This is a genomic window from Intestinimonas massiliensis (ex Afouda et al. 2020) (assembly GCF_001244995.1).
Taxonomy (GTDB): domain Bacteria; phylum Bacillota; class Clostridia; order Oscillospirales; family Oscillospiraceae; genus Intestinimonas; species Intestinimonas massiliensis.
Genome location: NZ_LN869529.1, coordinates 459,903 through 482,539, shown reverse-complemented (window position 1 = coordinate 482,539; position 22,637 = coordinate 459,903). Strand labels below are relative to the sequence as shown.

The 22,637-nt window shown below is 62.3% G+C and carries 19 protein-coding genes; 3 read left to right on the top strand and 16 right to left on the bottom strand.

Annotated elements, in window-relative coordinates; all coding sequences use genetic code 11:
* Positions 1-29: 29 nt before the first annotated feature.
* The 3 genes from lysS to BN2154_RS06300 all read right to left on the bottom strand — a co-directional run bounded on the left by lysS (position 30) and on the right by BN2154_RS06300 (position 2,915).
* Positions 30-1,535 (bottom strand): lysine--tRNA ligase, encoded by a 1,506-nt coding sequence (lysS, locus tag BN2154_RS06310; protein WP_050618023.1) that lies wholly within the window; start codon positions 1,533-1,535, stop codon positions 30-32.
* Between the two features lie 50 nt (positions 1,536-1,585).
* Positions 1,586-2,062 carry a transcription elongation factor GreA gene (gene greA, locus BN2154_RS06305; protein WP_050618022.1) on the bottom strand — a complete coding sequence of 159 codons (477 nt, stop codon included), beginning with the start codon at positions 2,060-2,062 and terminating at the stop codon, positions 1,586-1,588.
* Between the two features lie 151 nt (positions 2,063-2,213).
* Positions 2,214-2,915, bottom strand: a complete 702-nt coding sequence (locus BN2154_RS06300) for a hypothetical protein (protein WP_050618021.1) — start codon at positions 2,913-2,915, stop codon at positions 2,214-2,216.
* Positions 2,916-3,116: 201 nt separating this feature from the next.
* On the opposite strand from BN2154_RS06300, the gene BN2154_RS06295 reads away from it, so the two are divergent.
* Together BN2154_RS06295 and BN2154_RS06290 are read left to right on the top strand one after the other, a co-directional pair.
* A complete protein-coding gene (locus BN2154_RS06295; protein WP_050618020.1) occupies positions 3,117-4,661 on the top strand; it encodes an alkaline phosphatase in 1,545 nt (514 codons plus the stop codon).
* A gap of 91 nt (positions 4,662-4,752) precedes the next feature.
* Positions 4,753-5,889: a YibE/F family protein gene (locus BN2154_RS06290; RefSeq protein WP_094762398.1), complete on the top strand. Its 1,137-nt coding sequence runs from the start codon at positions 4,753-4,755 to the stop codon at positions 5,887-5,889.
* Positions 5,890-5,929: 40 nt separating this feature from the next.
* Here BN2154_RS06290 and BN2154_RS06285 read toward each other — a convergent pair whose 3' ends face one another.
* The 6 genes from BN2154_RS06285 to BN2154_RS06260 all read right to left on the bottom strand — a co-directional run bounded on the left by BN2154_RS06285 (position 5,930) and on the right by BN2154_RS06260 (position 12,169).
* Complete coding sequence (locus tag BN2154_RS06285; protein ID WP_050618019.1) at positions 5,930-7,093, bottom strand: S41 family peptidase; 1,164 nt, start codon at positions 7,091-7,093, stop codon at positions 5,930-5,932.
* Positions 7,094-7,165: 72 nt separating this feature from the next.
* On the bottom strand, positions 7,166-8,428 hold the full coding sequence (locus BN2154_RS06280; protein ID WP_094762397.1) for a murein hydrolase activator EnvC family protein: 1,263 nt from the start codon (positions 8,426-8,428) through the stop codon (positions 7,166-7,168).
* Positions 8,429-8,479: 51 nt separating this feature from the next.
* Positions 8,480-9,376, bottom strand: a complete 897-nt coding sequence (gene ftsX / locus BN2154_RS06275) for a permease-like cell division protein FtsX (protein WP_050618018.1) — start codon at positions 9,374-9,376, stop codon at positions 8,480-8,482.
* A complete protein-coding gene (gene ftsE / locus BN2154_RS06270) occupies positions 9,363-10,052 on the bottom strand; it encodes a cell division ATP-binding protein FtsE (RefSeq protein WP_050618017.1) in 690 nt (229 codons plus the stop codon). The genes ftsX and ftsE overlap by 14 nt, the downstream gene beginning before the upstream one ends.
* Before the next feature lie 149 nt (positions 10,053-10,201).
* Positions 10,202-11,293: a PucR family transcriptional regulator gene (locus BN2154_RS06265; protein WP_050618016.1), complete on the bottom strand. Its 1,092-nt coding sequence runs from the start codon at positions 11,291-11,293 to the stop codon at positions 10,202-10,204.
* Positions 11,294-11,461: 168 nt separating this feature from the next.
* Positions 11,462-12,169, bottom strand: a complete 708-nt coding sequence (locus BN2154_RS06260) for a pseudouridine synthase (RefSeq protein WP_050618015.1) — start codon at positions 12,167-12,169, stop codon at positions 11,462-11,464.
* 97 nt (positions 12,170-12,266) lie between these two features.
* Between BN2154_RS06260 and BN2154_RS06255 the strand changes: the two genes are divergently transcribed.
* Complete coding sequence (locus tag BN2154_RS06255; RefSeq protein ID WP_050618014.1) at positions 12,267-12,749, top strand: DUF4830 domain-containing protein; 483 nt, start codon at positions 12,267-12,269, stop codon at positions 12,747-12,749.
* Positions 12,750-12,784: 35 nt separating this feature from the next.
* On the opposite strand, the gene BN2154_RS06250 is transcribed toward BN2154_RS06255, so the two are convergent.
* The 7 genes from BN2154_RS06250 to rpoC all read right to left on the bottom strand — a co-directional run bounded on the left by BN2154_RS06250 (position 12,785) and on the right by rpoC (position 22,617).
* Complete coding sequence (locus BN2154_RS06250; protein WP_050618013.1) at positions 12,785-13,633, bottom strand: mechanosensitive ion channel family protein; 849 nt, start codon at positions 13,631-13,633, stop codon at positions 12,785-12,787.
* A gap of 82 nt (positions 13,634-13,715) precedes the next feature.
* Entirely contained in the window at positions 13,716-14,918 is a 1,203-nt protein-coding gene (tuf, locus tag BN2154_RS06245; protein ID WP_050618012.1) for an elongation factor Tu, read from the bottom strand.
* 174 nt (positions 14,919-15,092) lie between these two features.
* Entirely contained in the window at positions 15,093-17,198 is a 2,106-nt protein-coding gene (gene fusA, locus BN2154_RS06240) for an elongation factor G (RefSeq protein ID WP_050618011.1), read from the bottom strand.
* Positions 17,199-17,217: 19 nt separating this feature from the next.
* Positions 17,218-17,688 (bottom strand): 30S ribosomal protein S7, encoded by a 471-nt coding sequence (gene rpsG, locus BN2154_RS06235; RefSeq protein ID WP_050618010.1) that lies wholly within the window; start codon positions 17,686-17,688, stop codon positions 17,218-17,220.
* Between the two features lie 202 nt (positions 17,689-17,890).
* Positions 17,891-18,322, bottom strand: coding sequence for a 30S ribosomal protein S12 (gene rpsL / locus BN2154_RS06230; protein WP_050618009.1), 432 nt, complete (start codon positions 18,320-18,322; stop codon positions 17,891-17,893).
* 110 nt (positions 18,323-18,432) lie between these two features.
* A complete protein-coding gene (locus BN2154_RS06225) occupies positions 18,433-18,684 on the bottom strand; it encodes a ribosomal L7Ae/L30e/S12e/Gadd45 family protein (RefSeq protein ID WP_242853707.1) in 252 nt (83 codons plus the stop codon).
* 180 nt (positions 18,685-18,864) lie between these two features.
* Positions 18,865-22,617, bottom strand: a complete 3,753-nt coding sequence (gene rpoC / locus BN2154_RS06220; RefSeq protein WP_050618008.1) for a DNA-directed RNA polymerase subunit beta' — start codon at positions 22,615-22,617, stop codon at positions 18,865-18,867.
* Positions 22,618-22,637 lie beyond the last annotated feature (20 nt).

The following is a 22,637-nucleotide window of genomic DNA, read 5'->3' as shown; positions in this document are numbered from 1 at the left end:
CCCGCATAAACACTGGGTTTTTTCGACTTTTACTTGTCAATAGGCTTCATTGTCGGGAAGAGAATCACATCCCGGATGGAGTCGGAATTGGTCAGCAGCATGACGCAGCGATCAATGCCGATACCCATGCCGCCCGTGGGAGGCAGTCCGTACTCCAGGGCGTTGATATAGTCGTCGTCCATCATGCCGGCCTCGTCGTCTCCCGCCTCCCGCAGGGCGATCTCATGCTCAAAGCGGCCCTTCTGGTCAATGGGGTCGTTGAGCTCGGAGAAGGCGTTTCCGAACTCGGAGTGGTTGATAAAAAACTCGAACCGCTCGGTGAGGCGGGGATCGCTGGGAGACCGCTTGGTCAGGGGCGAGACCTCCACCGGATACATGGTAATAAAGGTGGGCTGGATGAGGTTCTCCTCCACCCGCTGGTCAAAGCACTCGTACAGCGCCCGGCCCCAGGTCTGCTCCACGCCGTCCATGTCGATGCCCTTGGCCCGGGCAGCGGCCACGGCCTCTGCGTCGTCGGAGATCGCCATAAAGTCGATCCCCACGTATTTCTGGACCGCCTCGGCCATGGTCAGCCGGGGCCAGCCGGGGGTCAGGTCGATCTTGGTGCCCAGCCACTCCACCTCATAGGTGCCCAGAATCTCCTTGGCCGCGGAGGACAAAATACCCTCAGCGATGTCCATCATGTCGTGGAAGTCGGCATAGGCCTCGTAGAGCTCAATGGAAGTAAACTCCGGGTTGTGCTTGGGGTCCATGCCCTCGTTGCGGAAGATGCGGCCGATCTCGTATACGCGCTCAAAGCCGCCCACCACCAGCCGCTTCAGGTGCAGCTCGGTGGCGATGCGCATATACATATCAATGTCCAGGGTGTTGTGGTGGGTGATGAAGGGCCGGGCGGTCGCGCCGCCGGAGATGGTGTTGAGGACGGGGGTCTCCACCTCCAGGTAATCCCGGGCATCCAGATAGGACCGGACGTGCTTGATGAACTTGGTGCGGATCTCAAAGGCCCGGCGCACATCCTCGTTCATGATGAGGTCCACGTACCGCTGGCGGTAGCGGGTCTCCTTGTCGGTCAGGCCGTGGAACTTCTCAGGCAGGGGGCGCAGGGACTTGGACAGGAGAGTGACGGCATGGGCCTTGACGGAAATCTCGCCCCGCTTGGTCTTGAAGACCTCGCCTTCCACGCCCACGATATCGCCGATGTCCAGCTTTTTGAACTTGGCGAAGGCCTCCTCGCCCAACTCGTCGATACGGACGTAGAGCTGGATGCGGCCCTTGCCGTCCTGCATATCGCAGAATACGGCCTTACCCATGCCGCGTTTGGACATGAGACGGCCGGCCACGGAGACCGTTTTGCCCTCCATGACCTCAAAGTCCGCCTTGATGTCGGCGCTATGGGCGGTGACGTGGTACTTGGTGATCTGGAAGGGGTCCTGACCGGCGTTCTGAAGCTCCTTGAGCTTGGCGCGGCGGATCTGCAGCAGTTCGGAAAGGGACTGCTCTTCCTGGGGGGCGGGGGCATTCTTCTGTTCAGCCATGTTCGATTTCTCCTTTGTAGGGGGTTCAAATCCCGGCAGAGCCGGGCCTTTTACGCCTTTTGAATGTCCAGCACCTTATAGTGCAGGTTGCCGGCGGGGGCCTCCACCAGGACCTCTTCCCCCACCTCTTTGCCCAGCAGGGCCCGGCCGAAGGGGGAGTCCTCCGAGATCCGGCCGTTCATCGGGTCGGCCTCCTGGGAACCCACCACCTCATAGGTCTCCTGCTCGTCAAACTCCAGGTCCAGCACGGTGATCCTGGAGCCCAGACGGACGGCGTTGTGGTCGTTCTCGTCCTCCTCGATCACCACACAGTTGGCCAAAATCTCCTCCACCTCGGCAATCCGGGAGTAGAGCTTACCCTGTTCGTTTTTGGCCTCGTCATATTCACTGTTCTCGCTCAGATCGCCGAAGGAGCGGGCCTCCTTGATCTGGTCGGCTACCTCTTTTTCGCGGACGGTCTTGAGGTAAGTGAGCTCGTCCTGAAGCTCCTTCAAACGCTCTGCGCTGAGTTTATATTCCTTTGCCATGACCGCTGCATCCTTTCTGTTTCTCAACTGGAATAAAGAAGGAGCCATCTAAATGGCTCTCTGCAAGGGCTGTCTTATCTTCTATTATATAAAGGTATAGATCCCGTCTATTTTGCATTATCCAGTATTATATGTAGTTTGAGCCGGTCTGTCAAGTCCCAGAACAGGAAATCACATCCAGCCGTTCGCAGCTCAGACGCCCCGTTTCCCACAGCACGGCCAGTATGGGCAGCCGGTCGCAGTCCGCCGGGAGCTCCTGCCCCGCCGGAGTCAGCATAAAACCGGCCAGGTCCGGCTCGGCCCCATAGAGCCGGAACACCGTCTGTCCGCCGCCGCCGGCCTCTCCGAAGTGGAGGGCCACGTCCGGGCGCAGGCTCCGGCTCTCCTCCACGGCGGGGACGCCGAACTCCCGGCGCAGTTCGGCGCGCAGGGCGTCGCCGCCCCCCGGCGCGGTAACCACCACCCGGCGCACCACCGGGCACAGCTCCAGGGCAGTCAGGCGCAGGGCCCGGGTGACCCGCTGGGCGCGCAGCGCCACGGTGGACTCCGAGGCCCGAAGCCCCCGCTCCCGCAGGGCTGCCTGTGCCAGTCTGGCCCCCATGGCCTGGCACAGCCCGGCGGTCTCCACCGGCTCCAGGCCCTGCGAGCGCAGCAGGGGCCAGTCCCCGAATCCCGGCGGCGCCACCACCCGCCGTATCCCCTGCCCGGCCAGCAGCCTGGCCGCTTTTTTCAGGCGCCGGGGCCGGACCGGCGCGGGCACCTCCGCCCGCAGCAAAGTCAATCCCAGTATCTCCTCCCGGACCAGGCGCACCCGCCAGCCCCGCTTTTCCAGACAACAGATCCGTCCAAACATGGTCTCACCTCGAAAGAGGATATGCGCTTCCAGGCAGAATATGAGACCGGACGGCGTTTTACACGTTCTTTTCCTGCCTTCACCGGGATTTGACGGTTTTTTACCCGGGACTGGTAGCGTCTTTTGTTCCATTCTTTTAAGATAAAGCCTGTAGAATGAACCGCAGCGTGCATCTGATTTTGGATTTTGGAGGAAAGAAGCATGAATTTCAAGCGTTCCCTGTCCCTCACGCTGGCCGCCCTGTCCCTCACCGGGACCCTGGCCGCCTGCAGCGCCAACGCCTCGGCTCCGCAGAGCCAGCCGCCGGCCGTACCCGCCGTCTCCCCCCTGGCCAGTGTCCAGACCCAAGAAGCCAAGATCCCCAAGTATGTCTTTCTGTTCATCGGCGACGGCATGAGCTACCCTCAGTTCCAGGCCGCCTCCGACTATCTGGGCGCTCTGGCCGACACCGGCAGTGATGACATTCTAGACGGCAATGTGCCCCTTACCTTCATGAATTTCCCCGTGGCCGGTTCTGCCGTCACCTATGACTCCAGCTCCTTCTGTCCCGACTCCGCCTCCACCGCCACCTCCCTCTCCACCGGCTATAAGACCTATTCCGGCACCATCAATATGGACGAGACCGCCACCGTGTCCTATGAGACCATCTCCGAAAAGCTCCACGCGCAGCTCGGCTGGAAGGTTGGCGTCATCTCCTCCGTCAACCTGAACCACGCCACCCCCGCCGCCTTTTACGCCCATCAGGCCAAGCGCTCCAACTACTACGAGATCGGCCAGGAGCTGGTGGCCTCCAATTTCGAGTATTTTGCCGGCGGCGGCCTGCTGAAGCCCACCGGCCCCGACAAGGACAAGACCAGCCTCTACGACCTGGCTGCCGACGCCGGCTACAAGGTGGTCATGACCCAGGCGGAGGCCGAGGCCGTCACCTCCGCCGACGGCAAGGTCCTCATCATTGACGAGCATCTGGCTGATTCCGATGCCTTTGCCTACGAAAACGACCGGGCCGACGGCAACTGGGCCCTCTCCGACTACGTCAAGAAGGGCATTGAGGTCCTGGACAACGACACCGGCTTCTTCCTGATGGTAGAGGGCGGCAAGATCGACTGGGCCTGCCACGCCAACGACGCCGGCTCCACCATTGCCGACACCATCGCCCTGTCCGACGCCGTGGACGAGGCCGTGGCCTTTGCCCAGCAACACCCCGACGAGACCCTCATTCTGGTCACCGGCGACCACGAGACCGGCGGTCTGACCATCGGCTACGCCGGCACCGACTACGATACCTTCCTCACCAATCTGGAACACCAGAAGATCTCCTACGCCAAGTTCGACAGCGACTACGTGGCCAAGTACAAGGAGAACAACACCTCCTTCGACGAGGTAATGAAGGACGTAACCGCCCTCTTTGGTCTCAAGACCGAGGGCGCGGAGGACGACACCTTGGTCCTCACCGCATATGAGCTGGACAAGCTGAAGGCCGCCTACGAGGCCACCATGGACGCCGGCCGGGCCGACGCCGACCCCGCCAATCAGGCTGAGTACGTCCTCTACGGTAGCTATGAGCCCCTGAGCGTCACCATCACCCACATCCTCAACAACAAATCCGGCGTCAATTTCGCCTCCTACGCCCACACCGGCCTGCCCGTGGCCGTCTTTGCCCAGGGCAGCGGCCAGGACCTGTTTGAGGGCTTCTACGACAACACCCAGGTCTACCACAAGCTGGCCGGCCTGCTTGGTGTAAAATAAAATTGACCCCCTCTCTCCACTCCTTACGGCAAAGGCTGCGGCGTTTGGCCGCAGCCTTTGCCCCATTTCACAGGAAAGGAACGCCACCGATATGTCCCTGCTGCACAATCAGGAGCGTCTGCGCTATTACGCCCCGGTAGTTGTCTGCCTGGTCCTCATCGCCCTGCTGCTGGCCCTGCCCACCGGGTTTGAAGGGGCCCTCATCTATCAGGGGGCCGACCGCTGCGCCGCACGGGTACTCTCCACCGACGACAGCGCCATCCTCGACACCGGTCTGGTCCGCTCCGGCGAGCAGGTGTGCACCCTGGAGCTGCTGGGCGGCAAATTTCGGGGCCGGACCGTCCAGGGCCACAACCTGCTCAACGGCTCGCTGGAACAGGACAAGATCTTTGCCCCCGGTGACCGGGCCCTGGTGGTCATCAGCTACCGGGGGGACGAGATCCTGACCGTCACCATGACCGACCACTACCGGCTGGACAAGGAGTCCGCCCTGGCCGCCGCCTTCGCCCTGCTGCTCATTCTCTTCGCGGGCAAGACCGGTCTGCGGGCCATTGCCTCCTTTATGCTCACCATTCTGATGCTGTGGAAGGTGCTCATCCCCCTCTACCTCAAGGGTTACAATCCCATCCTCGTCGGGCTGGCCGTTACGCTGGTGCTGACGGTGCTCATTCTCTCTCTGGTCTATGGCTTCGACCGGCGGGCGGCCGCTGCCGTCTCCGGGGCCGCCCTGGGCGTGCTGGTAACCTGCCTGCTGGGGGCGGTCTGCACCGATCTCTTCCAGATCCACGGCGCCGTCATGTCCGGCTCAGAGAGCCTGCTCTACGCCGGATACCAAGGCCTGGACCTGACTCAGATCTTTATGGCCTCCATTTTTGTAGGCTCCTCCGGGGCGGTGATGGATCTGAGCGTAGACATCACCTCGGCGGTACGGGAGGTGGTGGCAAAAAAGCCGGGCATTGGCTGGCGGGAGGCCACCGCCTCCGGTCTAAATGTGGGCCGGGCCGCCATGGGCACCATGACTACCACCCTGCTGCTGGCCTACTCCGGCGGCTATGTGGCCCTGCTGATGGTCTTTATGGCCCAGGGCACCCCTGTGTGGAACATCCTCAACTACAAATATGTGGCCGCCGAAATCATCGACACCATTGTGGGCTCCTTCGGCCTGGTAACGGTGGCCCCCTTCACCGCCCTCACCAGCGGCTTTCTTCTCGCCCGGGGCCGGGCGTGAAAAGGCGGCGGACCGTACGGTACGCCGCCTTATAGGACCCCTAAGCGGCTGCGATGGCCGCCTGGAGCTGGGGGTCCTCCGCCGGGTCCAGAATGCGGGCCCGCAGCTTCGCCGCCTGCTCCTCATCCAGCTCCACCACCCGGTCCGGGGTGAGCCCCACCCCGATGAGGCAGTTGCCCTGGCCGGTGAAATACTTGGCGGTAGAGAGATTGACCGCGCCTCCGTTGAGGAGGGGGAAGGTCTGCTGGGAGAAGCCCTTGCCGAAGGTCTGTACCCCCACCACCTCGCCCCAGTCCCACTCCTGGAGCTCGGCGGCAAAGAGCTCGGCGGCGCTGTAGGTGTTCTCGTTGACCAGCACCGCCATGGGCATCTCCACGCAGCCGGCGTCGGAGCTCACCACCGTCTCCCGCCCGGCCTTGGTCTGGCTGCGGAAGATGGGGCCCTCGGGCAGCAGGTAGTCCAGCAGCCTGGTCAGCTCGTCCAAAAAGCCGCCGCCATTGTTGCGCACGTCGAATACCAGCCGTTCCGCCCCCTGTTCCCGCAGGTCGTCCACCGCGGCGATGGCCTCGTCGGCACAGCGGCTGTTGAAGTTTTGGATGGTAATGAGCCCGGTGCCGTCCGCCAGGAGCGCATAGCTCACCGGGTGCTCCTCCACCCGGCCCCGGGTGACGGACACCGTCCGCTCCTCCCCGCCGCCCCCCCGGAGCAGCAGTTCCACCTGTGTCCCGGCCTCTCCCTGGATGAGCTCCGTGCCCCGGTTCCGGTCTTCGCCGGCCAGGCGGACCTCCCCCACGGCCAGGATGGTGTCCCCGGGCCGGAGGCCGGCCGCCGCCGCAGGCCCGTTCTCGGCCACTGCTTCCACATACAGCCCCTCCTCCCCCTCCGGGTAGGACACGGTGACGCCGATGCCCACATAGGCGTTGTCCTTGCTGTTTTTCAGGTTTTCATAGCCCTTCGCGTCCACGTAATAGGACCAACGGTCCCCCAGGCCCGTGATGAGCCCGTCCATGGCGGCGTCGGCCGCCTTCCCGATGTCATGGTCCCCCACGAACCGGGCGTTGATGAGCACCATGGCCTCGGCCATGCTGAGGCCCTCCGGTCCGATGAGCGCCCACAGGGCCCCAAAGGCCAACGCCAGGGTGAGCAGCAGGGACAGGAGTGCGGTCACCAGGAGGGACCAGCCGGAAAAGCGTTTCGTTTTCATGGAGCAGGCTTCCTTTCTATCGGCAAGAAAACAGGGGGCGGGGAAAATCCCCCGCCCCCTGATCGAACTTCTTTAACTGTAGGTAAAGCTGAGGTTGGGATAGTAGTTCAGCGCATCCTGGCGCTTGCCGTTGACCCGGAACTCCAGATGCAGATGGTTGCCGGTAGAGCTGCCGGTGGAGCCCACATACCCTAACGTCTGGCCCTGAGTGACGATCTGGCCCTCGCTGACGGCGCGGGAGCTCATATGGGCGTACAGGGTGGCGATGCCGTTGTCATGCTGGACCACCACATAGTTGCCATAGGAGTTGTTGTAGGTGGAGATGGTCACCACACCGCCCCGGGCGGCGAGGATGGCCGTGCCCTTGGGCGCGGCGACGTCGGTGCCGGTGTGGTTGCCCGGCAGGCCGGTAATGGGGTGGATGCGGGGGCCGAAGGTGGAGGTGATCTTATAGCGTCCGGGGACCGGCCACTGCCAGCCGGTGCCCGGGTCGAAGCTGATCTGCCCCGCGGCGATCTTGGCCTGGATCTCCTTCTGCTTTTTGATGATCTGGGCTTCGACTTCTTCCTCTTCCCGCTTCAGGGCGTCCCGGCTGGACTGGTACTCCGACTCCTGGCTCTGAATCTTCTGGACCAGGGCGGCGGCGTCCGCCTCCTTGGCATCCAGCTCCTTCTTCTGTGCCACCAGCGCGTCCCGCTGGGTCTGCTGGTCGGCCCGGCTGGTCTCCAGCTCGGCCTTCTGCGCCTCGATGCTCTTGCGCAGGGCGGCCAGATCGTCCATGATCTTGTTGTCGGCCTCCATGATCTCACTGACAAAGGTGGCCCGGTCCAGCAGGTCGGCGAAGTCGGCCGAGTCAAAGAGGATGGACCAGTAGGAGACCGTTCCCGCCTCCTCCATGGCCCGCACCCGCTTGCAGAACAGCTCGTACTGGATCTCTTCCTTGGCCTGGGTATCCTCCAGCTTGGCCTGCTCATCCGCAATGAGGGCGTCGTACTGGGCAATGATGGACTCGGTGCTCTGAATCTCCTGGACCTTGGCGGAAATCTGCCGGTCCAGCAGGCGTTTCTGCTCCAGGGCCTGGGCCTTGTCTCCGGCGATGGATTTGAGCTGCCGGTCCAGGTCCTTGATTTGGGCGGCCAGGTCAGCCTGCTGCTTCTGGTATTCCCTGATCTGCTGCTCCAGCTCAGAGGTGTCGGCCGCCTGGGCGGCCTCCAGCACCATGGTGAACATGGGCAGGAGCATCATCAGGGCCAGGAAAGCCGCTAGCGCGGCCACCACAACCCTGCGCCAGTCCTTGCGGGGCTTTTTTTGCCGGTTCTGCTTGGGATTTGCCACGGCGATCCTCCTTTTCGGATGTACAGGCGGTGGAATTGGTTCGGGAAGTTTTTAAACCTGCAGGAATTTGCGGATGGCCAGCAGAGAACCGCCGGCTCCGATGACCAGTCCGGTGACCGCGAAGGCCCCCGCCACGCGGGTCCACAAGGTCTGGAAGGGAATGATGGCCACGAGCTGGAGCCCGCCGAAACCGTCGATGGCCTGCACGATGATGGTGTAGAGCCCCCACTGGAGGAAAAAGGCCAGGATGGCCCCCATCAGGCCCAGCAGCATGCCCTCAAAGATAAAGGGCCAGCGGACAAACCAGTTGGTGGCGCCGCACATCTTCATGATGGCGATCTCCTCCCGCCGGTGGAAGGTGGCCAGTTTGATGGTGTTGGCGATGATGAACAGGGAGATGACCAGCAGCATGGCGATGAGAATGAAGGCCACGGCGCTGGCCACGTTGCGCAGGGCCACAAAGCCGTCTGAGATGGCCTGCTCCCACTGGACCTTGGCCACGCCGGAGACGGCCTCCACCTGGCGGACCGTCTCCCCCATCTGCTCCAGGTCGTCCACATGGATGCGGTAGCGGTGGCGGAGCACCGAGTCGTCCATGCCGTCGAAGAGCTCCCGGGTCTCGCTGTCGGTATAGCGCTCGGTGTAGCGCTCCAGCGCCTCCCCTGCTGTCATAAAAGTGACGGAGGACACGTTGGGGATGGCCTCCAGCTTGCTCTGGAGCGCCCGGGCCTCGTCCTCGGCAAGGGTCTCGTCTATGTAGGCGATGAATTCGTTCTCCGCCTCATACCGGCCCAGGGTATTGTCGATATTGATGGCCACCAGGGAGAAGGAGCCCATGATGATGAGGCAGGCCAGAATCATACACACGGCGGCAAAGGACATGAGGCCGTGGGTAAAGATGCTGCGGAATCCCTCCCGCAGGTGATAACCCATGTTAAACTGTCTCATTGTTGTAGTACCCACCCATTCCGTCGCTGATGACCCGGCCGCTCTCGATGGCCACCACCCGCTTGGCAAAGCGGTTGACCAGTTCCTTCTCGTGGGTGACCACCAGCATGGTGGTGCCCAGCTCGTTGATCTTCTCCAACAGCATCATGATCTCCAGGGACCGCTGGGGATCGAGATTGCCGGTGGGCTCGTCGGCGATGATAACGCTGGGGTTGTTCACCAGCGCCCGGGCGATGGCCACGCGCTGCTGCTCGCCGCCGGAGAGCTCCGAGGGGAGCCGGTCCCCCTTGTGGTCCAGCCCCACAAGCTGCAGCACGTACGGGATGCGCTTCTTGATCTCCCGGGGTGAGGCCCCCACCACCCGCATGACGAAGGTGAGGTTCTCCTCCACCGTTTTCTTCTCAATGAGCCGGAAGTCCTGAAAAATGACCCCCAGGGTCCGGCGCATACCGGGCACCTGCTTGGGACGGATGGTGTTCATATTGTAGCCGTTCACCATCAGCCGCCCCTCGCTGGGGGCGATCTCCCCGGTGATGAGCTTGATGATGGTGGACTTGCCGGAGCCGGAAGGCCCCACCAAAAAGACGAACTCCCCGTCGTCAATGCGCATGGAGACGCCTTTCAGAGCCCGGGTGCCGTTGTCATAGGTCTTTTGTATGTCAATGAGCCGTATCATAGCTACCTCTTTTGCATTTGCAGAAGTTCTTGTAGGGACATTTTACCCGGTTCGGCAGGATCTGTCAAGGTCTGGCGGGCGCTTTCCATAAATCGCCATAAGGGACGCCGGTAAACCGGCGCCCCAGAGACGGCAGCGTGTCACAGGATTCAGGATTCGATGCCGCGGGAGACCAGATACTTCTTGACCATCAGGGCCACCTTGAAGGTGATGGCGTCGTCGAACTCCCGCAAATCCAGCCCGGTGAGCTTCTTGATCTTCTCCAGGCGGTAGACCAGAGTGTTGCGGTGGACGAAAAGCTTCCGGGCGGTCTCGGAGACGTTCAGGTTGTTCTCGAAGAACTTGTTGATGGTGAACAGGGTCTCCTGGTCCAGGGAGTCGATGGGGTTCTTCTTAAAGACCTCCTGGAGGAACATCTCACACAGGGTGGTGGGAAGCTGGTAGATGAGACGGCCGATGCCCAGGTTCTCATAATTGATGATGGACTTCTCGGTGTCAAACACCTTGCCCACCTCGATGGCCACCTGGGCCTCCTTATAGGCCCGGGCCAGTTCCCGGATGTGGCCCACCACGGTGCCGATGCCGATGACCACCTTCAGGTTGAGCTCGCCCTCCAGGGCCTCCTCCACCTGCTTGGCGATCTTGTAGATCTCCTTGCCGTCGGTGCCGTCGGGGAGCTGCTTGATGAGGGTGATGTCGGTCTCGCTGGTGGAGAGGACAAAATCCACCTGCTTGTCCGGGAACAGGCTCTGCACCACGTCCATGGCCGCCATATCCGTGCTGCCCACCTGGCGGACCAGGAACACGGCGCGGGGGACCTCGGACACAAAGTGCAGCTCTTTGGCACGGACGTAGATATCGCCCAGCAGGATGTTGTCCGAGATAATATTTTTGACAAAGGTGGCCTTATCGTGCTTTTCCTCGTAGTAGGCCTTGGCGCCGTTGAGGGCCACCGCCGCCATGGCACACACCATCTGCGCCAGCTCGTCCTCCCCCCGCGCAAAGGCGGCGTAGTCGAACTGGGAGCTCCAGCCCGCCAGGGGCTTGAAGGTATTGCCGGAATACTTCACCGTCTCTGCATCGGAGCCGTTGATGACCTCCACCGCCCCGGCCCACTTTTCCCCGATACAGGTGAGCTCGTTGCAGGCGACCACGGTGCCCTCCGAGTCGATGACGCCCACGGCCCGGTCTGTGCTGTCCTTCATCTGGAGCACAACGCTCTGAAAAATCCTGCTGGACATCGTTCTGCCTCCTCCTCGGCGCCTAGGCGCCATAACATTCAATCACGAATTCTATTATACCGAGTTTTTTCTCCCTTTTCAATAGGGTATTCGTATTTTTTTGTTGAAAATGCCGAAACAAAGTTCCGCCCCCCTCAGCGCCGGACCATTCAGCCGCCCGCCCCCCCTTCAAGCGCTCGTCAAGGCCTGAATCTCCTCCGCGGTCAGCTCCCGCCACTCCCCCGGTCCCAGGTCCTCGTCCAGCCGCAGCGGGCCCATGGACAGCCGCTTGAGGTAGCGCACCGGCTTTCCCCGACAGGCGAGCATCCGCTTGATCTGGTGGTACTTGCCCTCCCGCAGGGTCACCAGGGCGGTATCCGGCTCCGGCAGACGCTCCAAGCCGGCGGGCATACAGCGCAGACCGTCGCCCAGGGTCATACCCGCTGCAAAGACGGCGGCGTCCTCCGCGGTCAGCGTCCCCTCCACCCGGACGAAGTACACCTTGTCCACATGCCGGCCCGGCGCCAGCAGCCGGTGTCCCAGCGGGCCGTCGTTGGTGAGCAGCAGCAGCCCCTCGGTATCCTTGTCCAGCCGGCCCACAGGGAAGAGCCCCACCCGCCGCAGATATTCCGGCAGCAGGTCCACCACGGTGGACTGCTTCGGGTCCTCGGTGGCGGAGAGAACACCCCCCGGCTTATGGAGCATCAGATAGACAAACTTTTCCGCTCCAATGGGCGCTCCATCCACCCGCAAATCCAGGCCCAGGCGGTCATACTTCTGCTCCGGGCTCCCTGCCACGGCCCCGTTGACCGTCACCCGCCCCGCCCGTACCAGGTCCTTGACCTCCCGGCGGGACCAGCGTCCGGTGCCGGCCAGTATCTTATCCAGTCGGTCCATGCCGTCCTCCCCTTGTCCTTTTTCGCCTATTTTATCATATCCGGTCCGGCTTGCACATAGAAATTATCACGATATAAAACGAGAGGAGCGTTGCACTGTGTTTATTTGGACCGCCAAGCTGCACCGGGGCAGGCTGCTGGCAGGCGCCGTGGCCCTGGTGGTGCTCTGCGGAGCCGCGGCCCTGGTGGGAGGAGCCCTATCCGCCCGGGGGGTGGACGCGGTCTCCACCACTCCGGCCAGCCCCAAGGGCATCAAAACCAACGAGGACCGGGTGGCCTATCTGGAGAGCTACGGCTGGCAGGTGTCCGCCGACCCCATCGCCGTGGAGGAGCTGCTGATCCCCGACGAGTTCGACGAGACCTACGACCAGTACCTGGCGCTCCAGTCGGAACAGGGCTTTGATCTGACCAAGTACCAGGGCAAGCGGGTCAAGCGCTATACCTATGAGATCACCAACTATCCCACGGGGGAGACCGGCGTCCAGGTGGGCATCCTGGTCTACAAAAACACGGTGGTAGGGGGTGAGGTGCTCTCCAGCCAGTTGGACGGCTTCATCCACGGGCTGTCCATGCCGGAATAAAGCCGGGGGCGGCGCTCATCTGAGCGCCGCCCCTTTTATCGGCCTGTGTCCACGATATGCACATTGAGGTGGTTGTAGGTCAGTTCGATCCCGTTCCGGTCAAAGGACACACGGATCTGCTCCAGCAGATCGAAGTACAGGTCCCAGTAGTCCTCTGTGGCGCACCATACCCGTACCGTGACACTGACGCTGCTCTCATTGTAGGCGGAGACCCGCGCAAAGGGCACCGGAGTGAACAGCGCCTTAGGATGGGCCCCCACCACCTCTTGGATGACCTGCTTGGCCTTTTCCGGATCGCTGTCATAGGAGATGTCGAATTTCAGGTCCACCCGGCGCTGGGTCTGGCCGTTGTAATTGACGATCTTTTCGCCGGAGATCTCCCCGTTGGGCACATAGATGATCTTGTTGTCGATGGTCGTCAGCTTGGTATAGACCAGGCCGATGTCGGACACCGTGCCGGACAGGCCGCCGGCCTCCACGAAGTCCCCTACGGCAAAGGGCTTGGAGATCAGTACCATGATGCCGCCCGCCAGATTGGACAGCGTCCCCTGAAGCGCCAGGGACAGGGCCAGGCCGGCCACCCCCAGCACACCCAGCAGGGCGCTGACCGGAAGTCCGATGTAGTCTCCCACGATCAGAATCGTGATAAACCACAGGAGGATCTTCGCCGTGGACCGGATAAAGGTGTGGAGGCTCCGCTCCACCTTCAACCGCAGGATGGTCCGCTCCAGCAGCCGCAGCAGGACCTTGACCACCACAATACAGGCCATCAGCAAAAGCGCCGTATACAGGGCCTTGCTCAGCGTAAAGCCCTCCATAACGCTGCCGAAGGTCTCCGCGATCTCCGGAGCCGCGGTCTCCAGATCCGTGATTGTTTCAGGCATCGCCATGCTCCTCTCTTTTGTGTTCCACCGCCGGTTAAAAAACGCCCGCCGCAAAAGCGGCGGGCGTTTCTGAGCAGCTTACTTACTCGTTGATCTCGATGACGACGCCGGAACCCACGGTACGGCCGCCCTCACGGATGGCGAAACGCAGGCCCTTCTCGATGGCGATGGGGGTGATCAGCTCCACGTCCATGTCGACGTTATCGCCGGGCATGCACATCTCAACGCCCTCGGGCAGGGAGATGACGCCGGTCACGTCGGTGGTACGGAAGTAGAACTGGGGGCGATAGTTATTGAAGAAGGGGGTATGCCGGCCGCCCTCGTCCTTGGACAGGACGTAGACCTGGCCCTTGAACTTGGTGTGGGGATGGATGGAGCCGGGCTTGGACAGCACCTGGCCGCGCTCGATGTCGGTCTTGGCCACGCCGCGCAGCAGGCAGCCCACGTTGTCGCCGGCCTCGACGTAATCCAGAGTCTTGCGGAACATCTCCATGGAGGTGACGACGGTGGACTTCTTCTCGTCAGTGAGGCCCACGATCTCGACGGTCTCGCCGGCCTTCAGCTGGCCGCGCTCCACACGGCCGGTGGCCACGGTGCCGCGGCCGGAGATGGTGAACACGTCCTCGACGGGCATCAGGAAGGGCTGGTCGGCCTTACGGTCGGGGGTGGGGATATAGCTGTCAACAGCGTCCATCAGCTCCTTGATGCAGGCATACTCGGGAGCGTTCACGTCGGTGGACTCGCTGATCAGGGCGTTGAGGGCGGAGCCCTTGATGATGGGGATATCGTCGCCGGGGAATTCGTACTTGCTCAGAAGCTCGCGGACTTCCATCTCCACCAGCTCCAGCAGCTCGGGATCGTCGAGCTGGTCGCACTTGTTCAGGAACACCACGATAGCGGGCACGCCCACCTGACGGGCCAGCAGGATGTGCTCACGGGTCTGGGCCATGGGGCCGTCGGAGGCGGCAATCACCAGGATGGCGCCGTCCATCTGAGCAGCGCCGGTGATCATGTTCTTGATATAGTCGGCGTGGCCCGGGCAGTCAACGTGGGCATAGTGACGGGCGTCGGTCTGATACTCCACGTGAGCGGTGTTGATGGTGATGCCGCGCTCCTTCTCCTCGGGAGCCTTATCAATGGCGTCATAAGCCTCGAACTGGGCCTGACCCTTCAGAGCCAGGTACTTGGTGATGGCGGCGGTCAGGGTGGTCTTGCCGTGGTCCACGTGGCCGATGGTGCCGATGTTTACGTGGGGCTTGGTACGCTCAAATTTAGCCTTAGCCATTTTAAGTTGTCCTCCTTATATTACAATTACATGTTTCAACGATATTTCAAGGGGTTACGGTTGATATTCTACCGCATAGCAGGCAGAAATGCAACAGCATTTTCCGCTTCTTCCCGCCATTTGAAGGTAAAATCCACCGTTGATGCTCACAGATGCGGCGCAGCCGCGCTGCGCTTAATCGTTATTGCGTCCGCGCTCGGCGATGATCTTCTCCGCAATGCTCCTGGGAATCTCCACATAGCTGTGGGGCTCCATGGTGTACTGGCCGCGGCCCTGGGTGGAGGAGCGCAGGTCAGTGGCATAGCCGAACATATTGGCCAGAGGCACCAGAGCGTCCACCTGCGTGGCGCCGGGGCGGCTCTCCTGGCCCTGAATCTGGCCACGGCGGCTGGTCAGATCGCCGATCACATTGCCCAGATAATCATCGGGCACGGTGACGGAAACCTTCATCAGGGGCTCCAGCAGGATGGGATCGGCCTTGCGGCAGGCCTCCTTGAACGCCATGGAACCGGCGATCTTAAAGGCCATTTCGGAGGAGTCCACCTCGTGGTAGGAGCCGAAGGTCAGGTGGACCTTCACGTCCTCCACGGGATAGCCGGCCAGCACGCCGGCCTGCATGGCTCCCTGAATACCGGCGTCCACCGCAGGGATATACTCCTTGGGGATCACGCCGCCGGTGATCTCATTGCTGAACTCGTAGCCCTTGCCGGGCTCGTTGGGCTCCACCGTGATGCGGACGTGGCCGTACTGGCCCTTACCGCCGGACTGACGGGCGTACTTGGTGTCCTGCTCGACCGATTTCTTGATGGTCTCCTTGTAGGCCACCTGAGGCGCGCCCACGTTGGCCTCCACCTTGAACTCGCGGAGCAGACGGTCCACGATGATCTCCAGATGGAGCTCGCCCATGCCGGCGATGATGGTCTGACCCGTCTCCTCGTCGGTGTAGGTCTTGAAGGTGGGGTCCTCCTCGGCCAGCTTCATCAGCGCGATGCCCATCTTCTCCTGGCCGGCCTTGGTCTTGGGCTCGATGGCCACGCGGATGACAGGCTCGGGGAACTCCATGGACTCCAGGATAATGGGGGCCTTCTCGTCGCACAGCGTGTCGCCGGTGGTGGAGTTCTTCAGGCCCACCACGGCGGCGATATCGCCGGAGTAGCAGCACTCGATGTCCTCGCGGTGATTGGCGTGCATCTGCAGGATACGGCCGATGCGCTCCTTCTGCTTCTTGGTGGAGTTCAGAACGGAGGTGCCGGTATTCAGGACACCGGAATACACGCGCACAAAGGACAGACGGCCCACGAAGGGATCGGTGGCGATCTTGAAGGCCAGGGCGGAGAAGGGAGCCTCGTCGCTGGCGGGGCGCTCGTCCTCCTCATCCGTCTCGGGATTGACGCCCTGGATGGCGGGGATGTCCACTGGTGAGGGCATGTAGTCCACGATGGCGTCCAGCAGCTTCTGCACGCCCTTGTTTTTGTAGGAGGTGCCGCAGGTCACGGGGACAAACTTGTTGTCGATGGTACCCTGGCGGATGACCTTCCGGATCAGCTCCTGGGGAATGGGCTTCTCTTCCAGGGCCAGCTCCATGATCTCGTCGTTGAGGTCGGCGCAGGCGTCGATCAGCTTGGTGCGGTACTCCTGGGCCAGCTCCATCATATCCGCGGGGATGGGCTCCACCCGCATGTCCTTACCCATCTCATCGTAGTAGATGTCGGCGTCCATCTCCACCAGGTCGATGATACCCTTGAAGGTATCTTCGCTGCCGATGGGGAGCTGGATGGGTACGGCGTTACACTTGAGGCGGTCATGGATCATGCGCAGGACGTTGTAGAAGTCTGCACCCATGATGTCCATCTTGTTGACGTAGATCATGCGGGGCACATGGTAGTGATCGGCCTGACGCCACACGGTCTCGGACTGGGGCTCTACACCGCCCTTGGCGCACATGACGGTCACGGAGCCGTCCAGCACGCGCAGAGAGCGCTCCACCTCCACGGTGAAGTCCACGTGACCTGGGGTGTCGATGATGTTGATCCGGGTCTGGGGGAACTGGTCCTTGGTGCCCTTCCAGTAGCAGGTGGTGGCGGCGGAGGTGATGGTGATGCCGCGTTCCTGCTCCTGGGCCATCCAGTCCATGGTAGCGGTGCCCTCGTGGGTCTCGCCGATCTTATAGTTGACGCCAGTGTAGAACAGGATCCGCTCGGTGGTGGTGGTCTTGCCTGCGTCAATGTGGGCCATGATGCCGATGTTTCTGGTATTCTCTAAGGTTACTTTTCTAGGCATACTCTAATAACTCCTTAACCTACCAGCGGTAGTGCGCGAAGGCCTTGTTGGACTCGGCCATCTTGTGGGTATCCTCGCGCTTCTTGACCGCGGAGCCGAGGTTGTTGGCGGCGTCCATGATCTCGCCGGCCAGCCGCTCCTTCATGGTCTTCTCGCTGCGGGCGCGGGCGTAGTTGGTCAGCCAGCGCAGACCCAGGGTCTGGCGCCGCTCGGGCCGCACCTCGATAGGCACCTGGTAGGTGGCGCCGCCCACACGGCGGGCCTTGACCTCCAGGGACGGCATGATGTTCTCCAGAGCAGTGGTGAAGACCTCCAGGGGGTCCTTGCCGGTCTTTTCCTTGATGATATCGAAAGCACCGTAAACCACTTTCTGGGAGACACCCTTTTTGCCGTCCAGCATAATGCTGTTGACCAGCTTGGTCACCAGCACGGAGTTATACAGGGGATCGGGCAGGATCTCCCGCTTGGGTACGTTTCCTCTTCTGGGCACTTTGCTTCCCTCCTTCACAGTATGATTTCATAGGTACTCGAAACCTGTTTTAAAAACAGGCCCCGTGTAAAGACAAGTGCCTGCTTGTCCAGTGCCTCACAAGGGAGACGCCCCCTCTTATATAGGTAAGCGCATCTTGCAAGGACAACTGCCTTGCGCTATGAGCGCAAAAGATGTTCCATTGCTGAGGAAGTAATGAAGATTACTTCTTGCCGCCCTTGCCGGCCTTGGGACGCTTGGCGCCGTACTTGGAGCGGGCCTGCATGCGGCCGTTGACGCCCTGGGTATCCAGAGTACCGCGGATGATGTGGTAGCGGACGCCGGGCAGGTCCTTGACACGGCCGCCGCGGATCATGACCACGGAGTGCTCCTGCAGGTTGTGGCCCACACCGGGAATATAAGCGGTGACCTCGTAGCCGTTGGTGAGACGCACACGGGCGATCTTACGCAGGGCGGAGTTCGGCTTCTTCGGGGTGGAGGTACGAACAGCGGTGCACACGCCTCTCTTCTGAGGAGAAGGCAGGTCGGTCTCGCGGTTCTTCAGGGTGTTCAGGCCATGCTGCATGGCGGGGGACTTGGACTTGTCGATGGCAGTCTTGCGGCCCTTCCGAACGAGCTGGTTAAACGTAGGCATGGATGTTCCTCCTTTCTTCGGAAATCATTTTATTATTTTAACAGGATAATCCGGGGATTATTCTGCCAAAACCAAATAGGAGCGTGAAAAAGCGGAAGCCGGTCCGGGCTTCACTCCCTCACCAGCGCGGCCACGGCGGCTCCCACGGCGATTCCGCAGGCGGCGCCCACCTCGCGCATGGCGTCCGCCCACTCCACACTCACCTGCCGCTGGGCGCACAGCTCCTCAATGGGAGCCGTTACATTTGGGTCTGCATCCTTCGCCAGGAATACCCGGAGGGCGCGTCCGTCATTGACGGCCCGGCGGGTCTGTTTTGCACCCACCACCCGGGGTCCGGCCTTGAGCTCGGTCAGCACCGTCATCCCCCCTGTGTCCGATTTTACCGCGGATTGGGGCGCTTACCCCCCAGTTTTGGGCGCAATTTTCCCAATCCAACGAGTAAGTATTGTATCACGAACCCCCTGGGATGTCAACCTGTAAAATCGTTAAAACGCCGCCCCGCAAGCCTTTGCGGGGCGGCGTTTTTCACAATGCAGAGGGGCTCAGAGGGTCTCCAGCTCCGGTTCGGCGGCCTCCGCCGGGGTCTCGGGGGCCTCGTCCTCGTCGCTGAGGGTGTCCCAGTCAAACTTCCGGTAGACAGACAGGCCGGAGCCGGCGGGGATCAGCTTGCCGATGATAACGTTCTCCTTCAGGCCCAGCAGGTGGTCCACCTTGCCCTTGATGGCGGCCTCGGTGAGGACTTTGGTGGTCTCCTGGAAGGAGGCCGCGGACAGGAAGGACTCGGTGGCCAGGGATGCCTTGGTGATGCCCATGATAAGCCGGGTGGCCACGGGCAGCCGCAGCTCCAGGCCGTCGTTGGTCTCGCCGGCGTCGATGCGGGCCTGGACGGCGTCCTTGGCGTCCTGGAACTCGATGATATCCACGGTGGAGCCGCTGAGCAGGACGGAATCCCCCGCGTCCTCCACGCGGACCTTGCGCATCATCTGGCGCACGATGACCTCAATGTGCTTGTCGTTGATGTCTACGCCCTGCTGCCGGTAGGGCTTCTGGACTTCCTGGATGAGGTAGTTGTGGACGGCGGACAGGCCGCGGATGCGCAGCACGTCGGAGGGCCACAGCGCGCCGTCGGACAGCTCGGCGCCCTTCTGGACCGTGTCGCCGTCCTTCACGCGGATGCCGGCGCTGTGGGGCAGCGCGTAGGAGACCACCTCGCCGTCGTCGGCGGTGATGGTGACGTTGACCATGCCGCCCCGCTTGGCATCCTCCATGCTGACCTTGCCGCTGATCTCCGCGAGCTGGGCCATCTTCTTGGGGCGGCGGGCCTCGAACAGCTCTTCAACACGGGGAAGACCTTGGGTGATATCGCCGCCGGCCACGCCGCCGGTGTGGAAGGTACGCATGGTGAGCTGAGTGCCGGGCTCGCCGATGGACTGAGCGGCGATGATGCCCACGGCCTCGCCCTCGCCCACCGGCTCACCGATGGCCAGGTTGATGCCGTAGCACTTGGAGCACACCCCGCTGCGGGCGCGACAGGTCAGGACGCTGCGGATGGTGACCTCGTGGATGCCATGGGCCTCCAGCAGCGCGGCGTCGTCGGGCGTCATCATGTGCTCGTGGGAGATAAGGACCTCGCCGGTGGCCGGATCCAGAACGTCCTCCACGGCGTAACGGCCCTTAAGCCGCTCGCCGAAGGTCTCAATGGTCTGGCCGTTCTCCACGATCTCAGACACAGTGATGCCCTCATGGGTGCCGCAGTCGTGCTCCCGGATGATGACCTCCTGGGATACATCCACCAGACGGCGGGTCAGATAACCCGAGTCGGCGGTCCGCAGCGCGGTATCGGCCAGGCCCTTCCGGGCGCCCCGGCTGGAGATGAAGTACTCCAGCACGGACAGGCCCTCACGGAAGTTGGCCTTGATGGGGATCTCGATGGTGCGGCCGGAGGTGTCAGCCATCAGGCCGCGCATGCCGGCCAACTGACGGATCTGGGCGGTACTGCCACGGGCGCCGGAGTCGGCCATCATCCAGATGGGGTTGTAGCGGTCCAGTCCGGCCATCAGGGCGTCGGTGACGTCCTTGGTGGTCTGCTCCCACGCCTTGACCACCAGGCGGTAGCGCTCGTCGTTGGTGAGGAAGCCGCGCTTGTACTGGCGCTCGATCTTGACGATCTCCTTCTCGGTGGCGGAAATGAGCTCTTTCTTCTTCTCGGGCACCGTCATGTCACTGATGGAGACGGTGAGGGCGCCGCGGGTGGAGAACCTGTAGCCCCGGGCCTTGATGGTGTCCAGCACGCCGGCGGAAACGGTGAAGCCGTGCTTGGTGATGCACTTGTCGATGATCTTGCCCAGTTGCTTCTTGCCGGTGATGAAGTTGATCTCCGGGTCAAACATGGTCTCGGGATCGCTGCGGTCCACGAAACCCAGATCCTGCGGGATGCCCTCATTGAAGATCAGGCGGCCCACGGTGGTGCGGACCAGCTTGTGGCGGAGCACGCCGTCCACCTCCCGCTCCCGGCGGACCAGGATGGGCACGTGGAGGTCCAGCTCGCCCTCGTCATAGGCCAGGCGGGCCTCGGTATCGTCGGAAAAGACGTGGAGGACCTCCTGGGGCAGCTCCCCGTCGGGGGTCTCAGCGCAGACGCCGGCCACGGTGGGGATGTCGTCCAGTTTGCCCGGATTCTTAACCCAGACGTGGTCGCCGGGGGCGATGACGCCGCTGTCCAAATCAGCCTTCACCGCCGCCACGTCGTCGTAGGTCTCTTCCGCGGTGTGGGCGGGATACTTCTCATAGGTCAGGTAATAGGAGCCCAGCACCATGTCCTGGGTGGGCACGGTGACAGGGCCGCCGTCCTGAGGCCGCAGCAGGTTGTTGGCAGACAGCATCAGGATGCGGGCCTCGGCCTGGGCCTCGGCGGACAGGGGGACGTGGACGGCCATCTGGTCGCCGTCAAAGTCGGCGTTGAAGGCGGTACACACCAAGGGGTGCAGCTTGATGGCGCGGCCCTCCACCAGCACGGGCTCGAAGGCCTGGATGCCCAGGCGATGCAGCGTGGGGGCGCGGTTGAGCATGACGGGATGGTCCTTGATGACGAAGTCCAGGGCGTCCCAGACCTCCGCCCGGCCCTTGTCCACCATCTTCTTGGCGGACTTGATGTTGTTGGCCAGACCGTCCTCCACCAGCTTCTTCATGACGAAGGGGCGGAAGAGCTCGATGGCCATCTCCTTGGGCAGGCCGCACTGGTAGATCTTCAGTTCAGGGCCCACCACGATAACGCTGCGGCCGGAGTAGTCCACACGCTTGCCCAGCAGGTTCTGACGGAAGCGGCCCTGCTTGCCCTTGAGCATATCGCTGAGGGACTTGAGGGCGCGGTTGTTGGCGCCGGTGACGGCCCGGCCGCGTCGGCCGTTGTCGATGAGGGCGTCCACGGCCTCCTGGAGCATCCGCTTCTCGTTGCGGACGATGATGTCGGGGGCGTTGAGCTGGATGAGCCGCTTGAGGCGGTTGTTGCGGTTGATGACCCGGCGGTACAGGTCGTTCAGGTCGGAGGTGGCGAAGCGGCCGCCGTCCAACTGCACCATGGGGCGCAGCTCCGGGGGAATGACGGGCAGCACGTCGATGATCATCCACTCGGGCTTATTGCCGGAGATGCGGAAGGCGTCCACCACCTCCAGGCGCTTGACGATGCGGGCCTTCTTCTGGCCGGAGGCGTCCTTCAGCTCGGCGCGGAGGGACTCGGAGAGCTCCTCCAGATTGATGTCCTGAAGCAGCTTCTTGACCGCCTCAGCGCCCATGCCGGCCTCGAAGTCGTCCTCGTACTTCTCCCGCATGTCCCGGTATTCCTTCTCGGTGAGGATCTGGTTCTTGGTCAAGGGGGAGAAGCCGGGATCGGTAACGATATAGGAGGCGAAGTAGAGCACCTTTTCCAGGATACGGGGGCTGATGTCCAGCAGCAGGCCCATCCGGGAGGGGATGCCCTTAAAATACCAGATATGACTGACAGGGGCGGCCAGGGCGATGTGGCCCATGCGCTCCCGGCGGACCTTGGCCCGGGTGACCTCCACGCCGCAGCGGTCACAGACCTTGCCCTTGTAGCGGATCTTCTTATATTTGCCGCAGTGGCACTCCCAGTCCTTGGTGGGCCCAAAGATCTTTTCACAGAACAGGCCGTCCCGCTCCGGCTTGAGGGTCCGGTAGTTGATGGTCTCCGGCTTGAGCACCTCGCCGTGGGACCACTCCAGGATCTGCTCCGGGGAGGCGATGCCGATGCGGATTGCGTCGAATTCAGCGTAACTCATATTCTAAAGCGTCCTCCCTC